The sequence below is a fragment of the Halomonas alkaliantarctica genome (assembly GCF_029854215.1).
Classification (GTDB): domain Bacteria; phylum Pseudomonadota; class Gammaproteobacteria; order Pseudomonadales; family Halomonadaceae; genus Vreelandella; species Vreelandella alkaliantarctica_A.
The window spans coordinates 2,635,191-2,648,982 of sequence record NZ_CP122961.1 but is presented as its reverse complement, the minus strand read 5'-3'; the positions used below and the strand labels follow the sequence as shown (position 1 = coordinate 2,648,982).

The following is a 13,792-nucleotide window of genomic DNA, read 5'->3' as shown; positions in this document are numbered from 1 at the left end:
GATGGGGTTATATTTGGGTAGCGTCAAACCCCTCGACCAGCCCGTGACGGAGCGCTAAGTGAGTAAGCTCGACATCGGTAGCAACCTGTAGTTTATCAAAGAGTCGGTAGCGGTAGGTGTTTACCGTTTTAGGACTTAAATGTAGGCGATCAGAGATATCTTGCACACGCTGGCAGTTCACAATCATGAGGGCAATCTGTAGCTCACGGTGAGATAGGTGGCTAAACGGGTTGTCCTCATTGGTGAAGTGCGAAAGGGCCAGGCGCTGGGCTATTTCCTGACTGACGTAGCGGCGGCCGTGGAATACTTGACGGATGGCATCCGTCATTTCTATTGCATCTGCACCTTTGCTTAAAAAGCCAGAGGCACCGGCCTCAAGCATACGGCGCAATACGCTGTCTTCCATATGTGCTGTCAATATTAAGACTTTAACGTCTTCCATGGTGCGGCGAATACGCCGAGTGGCTTCAAGCCCGCCTATTCCCGGCATGCGAATATCCATTAGCACGATGTCGGGCTTTAAGTGGCGGCACTGTGTTACCGCACTTTCACCATCGTCTACCTCGCCCACAATTTTAATATCACATTCTTCGTTTAGCAGGTGAGCAATGCTAGTTCTTACTAGGTGATGATCATCGGCGATAAGTACACTGATCAATGGAAAGGCTCCTGCTTGGAAACATCATGGGCTCAGGCGTTGGCCTTGGACGCTGCTCTATCTTATCTATCTTGTTAACTACATGGTGATATAGAGTGCCACAGCTGAAGACAAAGGAGAATTAGCTGGCTACTGATGATGTAAAACTTGACCGAGATAAATGTTCACCGTAGTATGCGCCTCGCTGTCGAAAAGACAGTATGTGGGGCCTTAGCTCAGCTGGGAGAGCGCAACACTGGCAGTGTTGAGGTCAGCGGTTCGATCCCGCTAGGCTCCACCAAAATCCTAGAAAAAAGCCTCGTTGTTTAGCGAGGCTTTTTTTTCGTCTTGCTTTTTCTCGATTTTATAACGGTGGTTAGTTAGTGGCCTTTTGCTCAGTGATTTGGCCCAGTAGCAAAAACTCGATCAGCGCTTTTTGTGCATGCAGGCGGTTGCCAGCTTCCTGCCAGACGACTGCGCGGGGGTCGTCGAGCAGCGTGTGACTGATTTCTTCGCCACGATGCGCGGGCAGGCAGTGTAAGAAGAGTACGTCTTGATTAGCCTGGTCCAGCATCGCTTCTGTCACTTGGAAGCCTGCGAAGTCGGCTTCACGTTTTGCCTGCTCCTCCTCCTGACCCATGGAAGCCCACACATCGGTGGTGATCAGATCGACCTGCTTTACTGCTTCCTGGGGGTCGTGTAGCAGCGTCACTTGATCGCCAGCGGCTGCCATGATGTCTGCACGTGGCTCGTAGCCTTTCGGGCAGCAAATACGCAGATGAAAACCGAACTGTCGAGCAGCATTGATCCAGGAGTGGCACATGTTGTTGCCATCACCAATCCATACCGCTGTTCGCCCTTTAACGCTACCGCGTAGCTCGATCCAGGTCATCACGTCGGCAAGTAGCTGGCAGGGGTGATAGTCATCGCTTAAGGCGTTAATCACCGGAACGCTGCTGGCGCTGGCGTAGGTTTCCAGCCCAGCGTGGGAGAAGGTGCGTATCATTACCGCATCGACCATTTCAGACAGTACGCGAGCGGTGTCTTCAATCGGCTCGCCCCGACCGAGCTGAGTATCGCGGGGGGAGAGAAATAGCGCGTGGCCGCCAAATTGTGCCATTCCCGTTTCAAACGAAACCCGTGTACGCGTCGAAGATTTTTCAAAGATCATCGCCAGGGTGCGGTTGGGTAATGGTGTATAAACAGGACCTTGGGCTTTTAAATTGGTTTTGATCGTAATGGCGCGCTGGATCAAATAGTCCAGCTCGTCCGGGGTCAAATCTAGCAAGGTCAGGAAATGGCGTGTCGCCATAAGGGCTTCTCTCCGCGCAAAAACACTATCCTAGCTATGCTGCAGGGGATGCGCAACGCGAACGGCATGCGTAGAATGCCATTTACACGTTAAAGCCGAGCGCTCTACTCAGGTACTATTCTGAGCACTAGTCTCAAGTACCAATTACAAGGGCTAGGTTCAAGAATCAGTGTCTAGGACCTGGTTCAAGGGCTAAGCCAAGTAGATGAGTTAGAGGGCGTCGGTCATCAATGAGCGAGGAAATAGTATGAGCACGACTGCCGAAAACATTCAGCGTCAAATTAGCGAAAACACGATCCTGATTTACATGAAAGGCTCGCCCCAACTGCCCCAGTGCGGTTTTTCTGCCCAGACCGTTCAAGCGCTGATGAGCTGCGGTGAGCGCTTTGCGTTCGTTAACGTTCTGGATAATCCGGATATTCGCGCTGAGCTGCCCAAGATTGCTAACTGGCCGACATTCCCGCAGCTGTGGGTAGAAGGCGAGCTGGTGGGCGGCTGCGACATCGTGGTTGAGATGCATCAGAGTGGCGAGCTGGAAAAGCTGGTAAAAGCCGCTGCTGAGCGTGCCGGTGCGGCGGAAAGTGGTGATAACGCCTAGGCGTTATCTAATAGTCCGCTTTGTTCAGGCGGTTGGCGGGCTGCGGTGCAACCGTTAGAATGGCGTTTGTTCTCGCATCGTCTTTATTTTGCATCGTGGCCTTTGCCCCGCGCTGGCTACAGCGCGGGGCAAGTCAGCCCGCCGAAGGAAGTACAGCTTCATGAGCTATCAGGTTCTGGCCCGCAAGTGGCGGCCTCGCACATTCCACGAACTCGTGGGCCAGGCCCATGTTCAGCGTGCCTTGGTGAATGCCCTTGATCAGGGCCGTCTGCACCATGCCTACCTGTTTACGGGTACCCGCGGTGTGGGTAAAACCACTTTGGCGCGAATTCTTGCCAAGTGTTTGAACTGTACGGCCAACGGTCGTGGCGATGAAGGTATTACCTCTACCCCGTGCGGGCAGTGCGATAGCTGCCAAGCAATCGATGAAGGGCGCTTTGTTGATCTTATTGAGGTCGATGCAGCGTCAAGAACCAAAGTAGAAGATACCCGGGAACTGCTGGACAACGTTCAGTACGCGCCTACCCAAGGGCGCTATAAGGTGTACCTGATCGATGAGGTGCACATGCTCTCCACCAGCAGTTTCAATGCGCTGCTGAAAACGCTGGAAGAGCCTCCCCCTCACGTTAAATTCCTGCTGGCGACCACCGATCCGCAAAAACTGCCGCCGACAGTACTCTCACGCTGCCTTCAATTTACCCTCAAACATATGCCACCAGAGCGTGTGGTTGAGCACCTCACCTATGTGCTGGGTGAGGAGGGCGTCGCCTTTGATGAAAGCGCTTTGTGGCTATTGGGTAAGGCGGCGGAAGGCTCAATGCGTGATGCCATGAGCCTCACCGACCAAGCCATTGCGTTTGGGCAGGGGGCGGTGCGTCATGCGGATGTGGCCGCCATGCTGGGCACCCTGGATCATCGCCATATTCTTGGGCTGGCGGAATCCCTGGCCGATGTGGATGTACAGCGCTTGTTGGCCGAAGTGGCCGAGTTAGCAGAGCAAGGCCCGGACTTTGCCGCGGTGTTGGATGAGTTATCGAGTATGCTTCACCGCTTAGCGGTGGCGCAGATGGTGCCGGATGCCGTGGATAACAGCCACGGTGATCGCGACGTTATCCTGCAACTAGCAAGCCGCTTCACCGCCGAAGACATTCAGCTCTATTACCAAATTGGTATTCAGGGCCGTGGGGACATGATGCACGCCCCCGACCTGCGTAGCGCGTTAGAGATGACGCTGCTGCGCATGTTGGCGTTTCGACCTCAGGGCGTGCCGAAACCACCGCGTACCCCGCTACCGCTTCGCCGCGAGCCATCTGAGGGAGTAGCGGCGGAAACAAATGCTCAAGTAGCAGTGGCAGAAACGCCTTCACCGGCGCCGCAGCCCGCTCCAGTAGCTGATGCAAAGCCAGAAGCTCATTCCACGCCAGAAGCTCAGCCCGCACAGCAATTGGAGCCAAGCCCCGAGCAGACAGCGCCTGTCGCTGAAGAGCAACCTCCGCTACAAGAGCCACCGCCTTGGACACTCGAAACGGACGCGCCAACGATCGAGGCTGATACTTCCCAGCAAGCCTCTGAACCAGCGGCAATGGTGGAACCAGAACCTGTTGCAGAGCCGGTCTTAACACCTGAGCCCGTATCCGAGCCCCAAGCGGCGGTAGAGCCCACTACGTCTGAGGTGCCTACAGCTCAACCAGAGGCCTTTCCAGAAATTCAACCAGAAGCCCGGACAGAAGCCTTTCCAAAAGCCCAGCCAGGCAAGCTGGATAATGCGCAGTGGTTGCAGTGCTTTGACTCGCTGGGCCTGGGCGGCTTGACCCGTAACTTGGCAGGCAACTGTTTGGTAGAGAGCGACGACGGTACGCTGTTGACGCTTCGCCTAGACCCAAGCCAAGAGGCTATGCAGGCGGAAGTGCACCAAACGCGCATTGAGCGTGCGCTTAAAGAGCAGGGCATGCCACGGCGAATAGCGTTTTACGTTGCCGAGTTGTCTAATAGCCTGGAAACACCCCGGCAACGCGAAGAGCGCCTTAATAAAGAGCGTCATGCCCAGGCGGTTGATCTACTCAATCACGACCCCCATGTACAGAAGTTACAGCAGGCGTTTGGTGCAAAGCTGATAGAATCCAGCGTTAAGCCTGCCGACGCGATACGCTAAGCGCTTGTTATTTAGACGAGACATAAACATCTTTTTAATTAGATCTTTTAACTACTTACGTTGGAGATAAGACCATGCTTAAAGGTGGAATGGGCAACTTAATGAAGCAAGCCCAAGAGATGCAGGAAAAAATGCAGCAAGCCCAGGAAGAGGTCGCCAAAGCCGAAGTGCAGGGCGAGGCGGGGGCCGGTATGGTCAAGGTCACTATGAACGGTCGACATGACGTTTCAAATGTATCCATTGACCCCAGCGTCATGGAAGAGGACAAAGAGCTACTGGAAGATTTGCTAGCGGCAGCGGTCAACGACGCAGTGCGCAAATTGGAAGTTAGCTCTAAACAAAAAATGGAAGAAGCGACGGCAGGCTTGAACCTTCCGCCCGGCTTTAAGATGCCGTTCTAAGCAATGCGTTTTTCTCCTCTCGTTGAGCAGTTAATGGATGCTTTTCGCATACTGCCAGGCGTTGGGCCCAAAACGGCTCAGCGCATGGCTATGCATCTTCTCGAGCGCGAACGGCCAGGTGGACAGCGACTTGCTGCGGTTATTCAACAGGCGATCGAAGAAGTCGGCTATTGCCAACGTTGCCGCACGCTCACCGAAGCTGAGATCTGCATGCTGTGTGAAAGCCCGCGGCGCGACGATTCACTGCTGTGTGTGGTGGAGTCGCCTGCCGATCAACTGGCGATTGAAGAAGCCGGTGGCTTTAAAGGGCGCTACTTTGTGCTCCACGGGCACCTTTCGCCGCTAGATGGCGTGGGGCCGGAGTCGATTGGTTTAGACTTGCTGGAAGCGCGAGTTGCAGAAGGGCTCATTGAAGAGGTGGTGTTGGCGACTAACCCTACCATCGAGGGTGAAGCGACTGCCCACTATATTGCTTCGTTGCTATCCGAACACGGCGTCAAACTCTCGCGGCTTGCCTATGGCGTTCCCATGGGTGGAGAGCTGGAGTACGTTGATGGCGGCACTTTGAGCCGTGCGTTTAATGGTCGTCTGCCGTTTGCCAGCGAATAAGCCTACCTAAAACGCAAGCGCTTTAGCGTTTGCGCCAACCTGGAAGAATACTTTTGTCCTCTCTTACTCCCTCTTTTCAATGGCTTGATACTCCAGAGGCGCTCGATGCGGCGTGCGAGCAAGTAGCCGATGCTTCTGTAATTGCTCTGGATACCGAGTTTTTTCGAGAGAACACCTTTTTTCCAGTGCCTGCATTGATTCAATTCACCGCGGGTGAAGAGGCTTATCTGGTTGACCCGGTAGCCGTCCCGTGTACCGATAAATTCCGCGCTCTGCTGCAAAATAGTGCCATCAAGTTACTGCACGCCTGCAGCGAAGACCTGGAAGTCTTCCAGCACTGGGCGGGCGTATTGCCGTCACCCTTAATTGATACCCAGGTGGTACAAGGATTTTTGGGCGATAACCCAGGAATGGGGTATCAAAAGCTGGTTGAATTTTGGGTCGGTGAAACCCTGCCTAAAGAGGAGACCCGCTCAAACTGGTTGTTGCGCCCGCTGTCGCCTGCGCAGTGCCATTACGCCGCACTGGATGTGATCTATTTGCTAAAAGTCTGGACGTTACAGGCTGACAAGCTCGCCACACTGGGGCGTCGTGAGTGGGTGGATGCTGAGTGCGCGAGCCTAATTGAACAGGCTGGCCGGAGCGTTGATAACGATCAACAGTGGTACACCCGTCAACGCCAGCTGTGGCGCTTAACTCCCCGCCAGATGGAAGCGTATCGGCTAATGACCACCTGGCGTGAAGGCGAAACACGCCGCCGCGACTTGCCGCGCAACTGGTTGATTAGCGATAAGCTGCTGTTTGCGATCGCGGAAAAGATGCCCAGCAATCGCTTTGAGCTCGCTGACGTTGAAGGCATTAAGCCGATGCTGATCAAAAAAGAGGGCGACGCACTGCTGGCAATGGTCAAACAAGCCCAGCACTGTGATGAAGCGGCGCTGCCCAAGCGTTGGCCAGACCCCATGCACCCGACGTTCAAATCACGTTTTAAAGCACTTAAAAAGGCGGTCACGAGCAAAGCCAATGACTTGGGGGTGGCGCCGGAAATGCTCATGCGCCGCCGTGATATTGAAACACTGGTGATGCAGGACTTGGCGGGTGAGCCATTGACCTGGCCGAGCGGTTGGCGGGGCGAATGTTTGAATGCTGCGTTGGCCCAAGCCCTCGAGGAGCGATCATCATGAGCGACAAATTGATTTGCGAGGTTTTCAAAAGCTCGCGTAAAGATGAAATGTATTTATACGTCGATAAGCGTCAAGGGCTTGCAGATGTCCCAGAGCAATTACTGGAGACCTTCGGCAAGCCTGTGCCGGTATTTACCATGCTGTTGACCGCTGACAAAAAATTGTCCCGGGTGAATGCAGCAGACGTGGTGGACGGTATTAAAGACAAAGGATTCTATCTGCAAATGCCGCCGGCTAAAGAGGCCTATTTGCTCGACGTGCATCGCGCCCATGTTGCCTCGCGTTCTGATGACCGTACTGACGAACAGTAGCGCCATTCGGTTATGAATTTTCTTGCCCATGCGTGGTTAGTGAGCGCCGGTAGCGATGATTTTCTCTACGGCAATTTAATTGCTGATGGCGTTAAGGGGCGCGATTTAAGCGATTGGTCCACTGCTACTGCGCTGGGCATTCGCCATCACCGGCGTGTGGATGCCTGGGTGGATAGCCATCCTAGCGTTATTAATGCGCGGCGGCGTGCGCCAGCGGGTCAGCGTCGCTATGCGGGAATAGCGCTGGATATGGTGTGGGATCATTTCCTGGCTCGGGATACGGCGGGGCAGGCGCATCAAGAGGCGATTATTGAGCGTTGTTATCGGCTGCTCTCCACCCGCAACGCGCCGAATCGGCTAGCTGGTATGATGCCGATTCTCGTCGAGCAAGACTGGCTAAGAGGCTACGCTGACTTTGCGTTTACCTGCCGGGCCGTTGCCGGGATTGGGCAGCGTTTGTCTGGCCCTAATCAGTTGGCTGCCTTAGTGCCTTGGCTATACGACGATTATCACGCATTAGAGGGCGATTTCCAGACACTATGGCCCGCTCTTATGGCTGAATTAAGCCATCAAGACAGATTCCCATCATAAAGAGTTATTCCGTGACAATGAGGTAGCAGGATGGAAACCACGATGCGCGAACGTTTTTGGGAGCGCTTTACCCTTGAAGAGCTGACGCCCCAGGAGTGGGAAGCGCTATGTGATGGCTGTGGACAGTGCTGCCTGTTGAAGTTGCACGATGAGGACACCCAAGAGCTGGCGGTGCTCAATGTTGCCTGCCGTCTGCTGGATACCCACAGCTGTCAGTGCAGTGATTATGCTAACCGTTTTGAAACGGTTCCCGACTGCACCCAACTGACACCAGCGTTGGTTAAAGAGTTTACTTGGCTGCCGCAGAGCTGTGGCTACCGGCGAGTGGCAGAAGGGCGCAAGCTGGCGGGTTGGCATCCGCTGTTAAGCAATGACGCCGAGCGGGTTCACCGCAAAGGCATCAGCGTGCGCAGCTTTGCAGTGTCCCAAGATGATGTGCCTGAGCAGCAACTTGAGTCACATATCATTGCCGTACTGCCAATGTAATTCCTGACGCTTTAAGCGCTGGGCTGGCGCTTAGGGGTATCCCAAATAGACAAAAACGCTTCTTTAACCGGTGAAAGCAGCTGTTTAGCTGGCGCCTGGTTAGCGGATTTAGCGCTAGTCTTTTGAGGTGCGTCCCAAATGGTCGGGAAGTGATCTTGGTATTTCATGGTTTCAACTGACTCCTTGAGAACTGTCATAAGCATTGAGCGTATAAATCGCGCTTAGACATTAGTGTATGCGGCTAAGGTCTAGTATGGCGCAGAATCATGGACGAGTGAATGGTTTTTGGAAAATATTTTCATAAATAGCTGGCGCGAATCCGGTATGTTTTGGGTCGCTGTCTTCGCCCTGGAGAAACCGGCAGTTGTGTCCTATGGCTTCTTCAAGCGTATAGCCAGTGATGGCTACAAAGGCTGGGTTGACGAACAAAATAGGGTAGTCAGGCTGTTGAGCCTCGCAAATTAAAATACCGTTACTGCTGGTTTCACTGCTGCGCTAATTTCCAGCAGAGTGAGAACTGATCGATTCACGCTGAGGTATCTGCCGCTGAGATCAAGGGAAAAACACCGCTAGTATCGTCGTATGTTCTGCCAGTGCGTCTGCCGGTGACATGATAGATATCGCAGGCAAAAGGCCGTCGCCCTCGTTCAACAAGTGGCCATTAGAATGAAGAAAATGCACCGCATAAACACCATTAGCTGCGCTGGTTTCCTGCTCCATGAGTAGCGCTATATCGAGCACGACGACTAACTGAAATCTTAAGCAGGACTAGATGCATATGGATTCTGGAGTTGTAGCCAAATGCAGTAGCAGGTTCGAATATAATCTGCATTATAAAACAGGCGTTTATTGGGCTGTTTCCAGATTTTGAAATGTCGCTTTGCGCAATAAGGTGTGTAAACTGAACGGTGACTGTTACGCATAAGTAAAGGACGATCATGACTGCTGCCAGCTTCCCTCCAATCTCTCCCCTTGTGGTGGGTATCGGCGCCTCTGCTGGCGGTTTAGAAGCCATTTCAAAATTGATTAAGCCGCTTGATCCAGGTATGCCCCTAGCGTATGTCGTGTTACAGCATGTATCACCAACGCATAAAAGTATGCTGGTCGACATTTTAAGTCGTGAGACCCGCTTACGAGTGCAGCGCTTTGAAAACAATCAAACCCCTGAATCTGGGGTTATCTATGTGGTGCCAGCGAATACCAATGCTTTGATCAAAGAGGGGATTTTTTATACTACCCCCATAAAACCCCATGTGGGACCAAAGCCATCGGTAAACGAGTTTTTTATCTCGTTAGCGGAGGATGCCCATGAGGCTGCAGTGGGTATCGTGCTATCGGGCACAGGCTCTGATGGTACGGCGGGCTTACGCGCTATTATGGCGGCCGGTGGTATCACTATGGTGCAAACGCCCGCTAGTGCTAAATACAATGGCATGCCCCAATCGGCGCTAGATGCTGGCGTCATTGATTATATATTGGATGTAGAGGCGATGGGGTCACGTTTGGCCGATCTTTCTCGGCTTGAGCGTTCAAGTCTTGAAGATAACCAGACCTTCGTCCCGGAACGTTTATTAGCGTTATTAAAAGAGCACCGACAGTTAGATTTTTCCGGCTATAAAAAAGGCACGTTAAGCCGACGAATAAGGCGACGCCTGATTGCCACTAATGTGGCGGATATGCACCAGTATTTATCGTTAGTGGAGTCAAGTCATGCGGAGTTAGAGCAGCTAGGCCGTGATATTTTAATTTCGGTGACGGCATTTGTACGCGACAGATCCGCGTTTGATGCTTTGGATGGGGCTGTGAATAGCCTTATCCAAGAGGCTAGTCGCGAACCCATTCGGGTTTGGGTGGCGGGTTGTGCGACGGGCGAGGAGGCTTACTCGATTGCGCTAATGATTGCCGAAGCCAGGCGGCGGCATGGTGAGTTCAGCCGGGTAGTGCAGATTTTTGCTACTGATATCGATGAAGATGCTTTGGAAATCGCTCGGCGTGGTCGCTATATAGCGGCTGCCCTTGAGGCGTTGCCATCCGAGTGGGTGGAGCGTTATTTCACTGCTGACGAGCATACTTACGAGGTCAATAAAGAGCTGCGTGATATGGTGGTGTTTGCCAAGCATAATTTGGTCGATGACCCACCGTTTTTGCGCTTGAACTTGGTTTCTTGCCGTAATGTATTGATCTACTTTAATAATGAATTACAGACGCGGGTGCTGCAGCGCTTCCATTTTGGCTTAAGAGCGAGAGGCATGCTATTTCTCGGGCGCTCGGAAAGCATCGCCCAAACCGAAAGTTTATTTATGCCGCTTAATAGACGTGAGCGCCTGTTTCGTAAACTGGGTGAAAGTCGCGAAGTAGCCGTGCGCTCATCGCAGGGGGCCGTTGAAAGCCAGCCTTCACGTCGGCGTAATCACGATATGCAGCAACTGTTAGATGCGCTGGCTTCCCATATGGAAGCGACTATTGCTCTTTGCGATACCCAGGGAAGCGTCTTACATACTGCGGGTGACGTCGGCAAATTCTTGCATTTTCCCGCTGGTCGTACGCAAGTGGGCATTAGCGATGTGATTAGTCCGGTTTTTCGCGGTGAGCTGATGGCGATGTTGCATCAATTTCAGAAGCTGCGAGAGCCTCAGGTAGGGCGCCGTCGGCGCTTTGAAGACCGCTGGTGGCAGCTCAGTGTGCGGTCACTCTCAGAGGGCGATGATGACCGCCGCCTTCTGGTGATTCTGACACCGAATCAAGTTATCGACACTGTTCCGGTGACCGATGTTGCATTAGATCGGTTGATGGAGCCACTGCCGCTGGACAAAAGTAACAGCTTAGAAGATGAACTGGTGGCTACCCGGGAGCATCTCCAAGCGCTGATTGAAGAGCTGGCCACGGCCAATGAAGAGATGCAATCGCTTAATGAAGAGGCGCAGGCGTCCAATGAGGAGCTTCAAGCCGCTAATGAAGAGATGGAGGCCGCCAATGAGGAGCTTCAAGCCACTAACGAAGAGTTGATAAGCCTTAATGAAGAGCTAAATGTTAAAACCAGTGAGCTGACGCAGCTTAACGAAGAGTACACCTACCTCTATGATGCGCTTGATTTTCCGCTGCTGGTGTTTGATACCGACCACTGTCTGAAGCGTTACAATGCACCTGCGGCGCGCTATTTTAATTTCCGACCCACCGTCCTTCAGCGGCATGTGGCGGGATTAAATCTACCTTCCGCGATCAATAACTTGGAAGAGCAGCTTGTCAGTGTTATGGCCAGCGGGGTGCCGGAAGAGGCCGTGGTTGACGTTGAAGGGCGGTTGCTGCAACGAGTGCTGACCCCTGGCGTTAGTCGCGAGGGCAAAGTAGAGCTGTTGATAGTGACGCTGATGGATATTACCGACCTTAGCCATGTGCAGGCCAAATTACGCCAGTCTCAGGCGCAATTGCATGCACTCATGGAAAATAGCACGGTGATGATGGCGCTCAAGGATCTCAATGGCCACTACACTTTTGCCAATCCCCAGTTTTTAAATACGTTTGGTTTCTCCCAGAATGAGCTTGTAGGCCATACCCCCTTTGAATTATTTCCAGAAACTTATGCAAGCTCCTTGTGGACATGTGACCTTGAGGCGCTGCGCTATCAACGTATGGTAAAAGCTGAGCATGTGCTGACCGCTCCTGAAGGTGGAGTGCGCATTTTCTCGGCGGTTCACCAACTGTTGCGCGATGAGCAAGGCCATCCCCATCTGATCCTCACAGAAGCTGAAGATATTACATCACGCAAGCAGGCCGAGCGGGAAATGCAGGTGGCCGCCAAAGTATACGAGCAGGCGGGTGAGGCCATTGTTGTCATCAATGCCTTGGGTAATGTGCAGTCAGTAAATGCTGCTTTTTCGCGGATTACTGGATTTTCCGCACACCAGGTATTGGGTACGCCGGCGCTTCCGATTCTATACAGTGAACAAGAAAATGGTGTGGATGCTGAGCCTTCTTCCACCTGCCACATTTTATGGGGGCTGGTTCAGCATCATGGCTTTTGGCAAGGAGAGGTTTGGAACCGCCGGCATGATGGCACGCTTTTCTCACAGTGGTTGACGCTTAATAGTATTGAGCCGGATAGCCATGAAGAGATGCTCTATGTAGCGGTATTTTCGGATATCACTCATATTAAAGAGTCCCAGCAGCACGCAGAGTACCTGGCCACGCACGATGCTTTGACAGGGCTCCCCAATCGAACCTTGTTTCAAGACCGTCTTCAGGTGGCCATTGCCCACTCCCGACGTAATAATCAAATCAGCGCATTGATGTTTCTAGACCTGGATAACTTTAAAAGCATTAACGACACACTGGGTCATGACGTTGGCGATGAACTGCTGATTCAAGTAGCTGTTAGACTTCGTGAACTGGTGAGAGATATGGACACCGTGGCTCGGTTGGGGGGCGATGAATTTACCATTATCGTCACGGAAACCACGATTGAAGGTGCCGAGCAGGTGGCCAAGCGGATAGTTGAGTCGCTTGCCAAACCTTTTGAAGTCCGCCGTCACTCGCTATTTGTCACCTCAAGCATTGGCCTGGCTTTTTGCCCCGATGATGGTGAAGATGTGGCAGGACTAACCAAAGCTGCCGATACGGCGATGTATCGTGCCAAAGAGAATGGCCGCGATCGTTTTGAGTTGTTCAAACCTGAGCTGCAAGAGCGCTTAATGCGTGACGTCGCCATTGAGCAAGCCCTGCGTGAAGGCATGGAACAAGGTCGTTTGCACTTAGTCTATCAGCCTAAATTTACTAGTGCGCCCCCTAACCAGCTTGTGGGGGGCGAGGCGCTACTGCGCTGGAACGATCCGGTTTTAGGCGCGGTAAGTCCTGCCGATTTTATACCTGTCGCTGAAGCCACGGGCTTGATCTTAGAGCTGGATCGGCATGTCGCACTGCTGTTGGTTAATCAGTTGGCGCAATGGCTTGCCGATGGCATCCGCCCGCCGCCAGTGGCCATGAATGTCTCAGCCCGCAGCTTTCAGGAGGAGCGGTTCATCTCCCACTTGTTTTCCTGTTTAAAGCAGTACCGTGTTCCCCACGAGCTTATCCAGGTGGAAATCACCGAAAGTACGCTTGTTGATCGCTCAAGTGCGGCATTAGGCAATATTGAAAAGCTGCGTGAAGCCGGTATTAAGCTGGCGGTCGATGATTTTGGCACCGGCTACTCCTCTCTGGCGTATCTAAAACGGCTACCGTTGGCAGAACTGAAAATCGACAAAAGCTTTGTTGATGGCCTAGGCAGCGCTGATGAAAGTGACCAGGCGATTGCGCTGGCTATTTTAGGCATGGCCAAAGCGCTTAACATACGCACGGTGGGTGAGGGAGTGGAAACTCAGTCCCAACTGAATTGGTTGACCGCTAATGGCTGTGATTACGTTCAAGGGTATTTATTATCCAGGCCCCTACCGCTGGCTGAGTTTACCGTGTTGGTAGCGGACTATGCTCTGCCTCCGAGCAACGATGATAAGGAAAGGAATTCCTAACGTGGCC

General features: G+C 52.9%; 12 protein-coding genes, 1 tRNA gene and 1 pseudogene. 10 read left to right on the top strand and 4 right to left on the bottom strand.

What is annotated here, in order from left to right; genetic code table 11:
• Positions 1 to 7: 7 nt before the first annotated feature.
• Complete coding sequence (gene uvrY, locus QEN58_RS12135) at positions 8 to 658, bottom strand: UvrY/SirA/GacA family response regulator transcription factor (RefSeq protein WP_280103907.1); 651 nt, start codon at positions 656 to 658, stop codon at positions 8 to 10.
• A 204-nt stretch (positions 659 to 862) separates the two neighbouring features.
• On the opposite strand from uvrY, the gene QEN58_RS12130 reads away from it, so the two are divergent.
• Positions 863 to 938 (top strand) — tRNA-Ala (locus tag QEN58_RS12130).
• Positions 939 to 1,013: 75 nt separating this feature from the next.
• Here QEN58_RS12130 and argF read toward each other — a convergent pair.
• Positions 1,014 to 1,949 carry an ornithine carbamoyltransferase gene (argF, locus tag QEN58_RS12125; protein ID WP_280103906.1) on the bottom strand — a complete coding sequence of 312 codons (936 nt, stop codon included), beginning with the start codon at positions 1,947 to 1,949 and terminating at the stop codon, positions 1,014 to 1,016.
• Between the two features lie 247 nt (positions 1,950 to 2,196).
• Between argF and grxD the strand changes: the two genes are divergently transcribed.
• The 8 genes from grxD (at position 2,197) to QEN58_RS12085 (ending at position 8,281) form a co-directional block, all read left to right on the top strand.
• Complete coding sequence (grxD, locus tag QEN58_RS12120; RefSeq protein ID WP_071693666.1) at positions 2,197 to 2,547, top strand: Grx4 family monothiol glutaredoxin; 351 nt, start codon at positions 2,197 to 2,199, stop codon at positions 2,545 to 2,547.
• A 160-nt stretch (positions 2,548 to 2,707) separates the two neighbouring features.
• Complete coding sequence (gene dnaX, locus QEN58_RS12115; RefSeq protein ID WP_280103905.1) at positions 2,708 to 4,699, top strand: DNA polymerase III subunit gamma/tau; 1,992 nt, start codon at positions 2,708 to 2,710, stop codon at positions 4,697 to 4,699.
• Positions 4,700 to 4,773: 74 nt separating this feature from the next.
• Positions 4,774 to 5,100 (top strand): YbaB/EbfC family nucleoid-associated protein, encoded by a 327-nt coding sequence (locus QEN58_RS12110; protein ID WP_071693664.1) that lies wholly within the window; start codon positions 4,774 to 4,776, stop codon positions 5,098 to 5,100.
• 3 nt (positions 5,101 to 5,103) lie between these two features.
• Complete coding sequence (gene recR / locus QEN58_RS12105; RefSeq protein WP_280103904.1) at positions 5,104 to 5,709, top strand: recombination mediator RecR; 606 nt, start codon at positions 5,104 to 5,106, stop codon at positions 5,707 to 5,709.
• 47 nt (positions 5,710 to 5,756) lie between these two features.
• The gene (gene rnd, locus QEN58_RS12100) at positions 5,757 to 6,893 is read left to right on the top strand and encodes a ribonuclease D (protein WP_280106934.1); all 1,137 of its coding nucleotides are present in this window, start codon (positions 5,757 to 5,759) and stop codon (positions 6,891 to 6,893) included.
• Positions 6,890 to 7,204 (top strand): YcgL domain-containing protein, encoded by a 315-nt coding sequence (locus QEN58_RS12095; protein WP_280103903.1) that lies wholly within the window; start codon positions 6,890 to 6,892, stop codon positions 7,202 to 7,204. The genes rnd and QEN58_RS12095 overlap by 4 nt, the downstream gene beginning before the upstream one ends.
• A 12-nt stretch (positions 7,205 to 7,216) precedes the next feature.
• The gene (locus QEN58_RS12090; protein WP_280103902.1) at positions 7,217 to 7,795 is read left to right on the top strand and encodes an acyl carrier protein phosphodiesterase; all 579 of its coding nucleotides are present in this window, start codon (positions 7,217 to 7,219) and stop codon (positions 7,793 to 7,795) included.
• Positions 7,796 to 7,825: 30 nt separating this feature from the next.
• Positions 7,826 to 8,281: a YcgN family cysteine cluster protein gene (locus QEN58_RS12085; RefSeq protein ID WP_280103901.1), complete on the top strand. Its 456-nt coding sequence runs from the start codon at positions 7,826 to 7,828 to the stop codon at positions 8,279 to 8,281.
• Between the two features lie 11 nt (positions 8,282 to 8,292).
• On the opposite strand, the gene QEN58_RS12080 is transcribed toward QEN58_RS12085, so the two are convergent.
• Positions 8,293 to 8,448: a hypothetical protein gene (locus tag QEN58_RS12080; protein ID WP_280103900.1), complete on the bottom strand. Its 156-nt coding sequence runs from the start codon at positions 8,446 to 8,448 to the stop codon at positions 8,293 to 8,295.
• 97 nt (positions 8,449 to 8,545) lie between these two features.
• A pseudogene (locus tag QEN58_RS12075) lies at positions 8,546 to 8,755 on the bottom strand (PAS domain-containing protein); the annotation flags it as partial.
• Positions 8,756 to 9,219: 464 nt separating this feature from the next.
• On the opposite strand from QEN58_RS12075, the gene QEN58_RS12070 reads away from it, so the two are divergent.
• Positions 9,220 to 13,785: an EAL domain-containing protein gene (locus QEN58_RS12070; RefSeq protein ID WP_280103899.1), complete on the top strand. Its 4,566-nt coding sequence runs from the start codon at positions 9,220 to 9,222 to the stop codon at positions 13,783 to 13,785.
• The last annotated feature ends 7 nt before the right edge of the window (positions 13,786 to 13,792 follow it).

Bases quoted from the DNA above. Each gene is read 5' to 3' on its own strand.
- argF (WP_280103906.1), bottom strand. From the start codon at position 1,949: ATGGCGACACGCCATTTCCTGACCTTGCTAGATTTGACCCCGGACGAG.
- grxD (WP_071693666.1), top strand. From the start codon at position 2,197: ATGAGCACGACTGCCGAAAACATTCAGCGTCAAATTAGCGAAAACACG.
- dnaX (WP_280103905.1), top strand. From the start codon at position 2,708: ATGAGCTATCAGGTTCTGGCCCGCAAGTGGCGGCCTCGCACATTCCAC.
- QEN58_RS12110 (WP_071693664.1), top strand. From the start codon at position 4,774: ATGCTTAAAGGTGGAATGGGCAACTTAATGAAGCAAGCCCAAGAGATG.
- recR (WP_280103904.1), top strand. From the start codon at position 5,104: ATGCGTTTTTCTCCTCTCGTTGAGCAGTTAATGGATGCTTTTCGCATA.
- QEN58_RS12095 (WP_280103903.1), top strand. From the start codon at position 6,890: ATGAGCGACAAATTGATTTGCGAGGTTTTCAAAAGCTCGCGTAAAGAT.
- QEN58_RS12090 (WP_280103902.1), top strand. From the start codon at position 7,217: ATGAATTTTCTTGCCCATGCGTGGTTAGTGAGCGCCGGTAGCGATGAT.
- QEN58_RS12085 (WP_280103901.1), top strand. From the start codon at position 7,826: ATGGAAACCACGATGCGCGAACGTTTTTGGGAGCGCTTTACCCTTGAA.
- QEN58_RS12080 (WP_280103900.1), bottom strand. From the start codon at position 8,448: ATGAAATACCAAGATCACTTCCCGACCATTTGGGACGCACCTCAAAAG.
- QEN58_RS12070 (WP_280103899.1), top strand. From the start codon at position 9,220: ATGACTGCTGCCAGCTTCCCTCCAATCTCTCCCCTTGTGGTGGGTATC.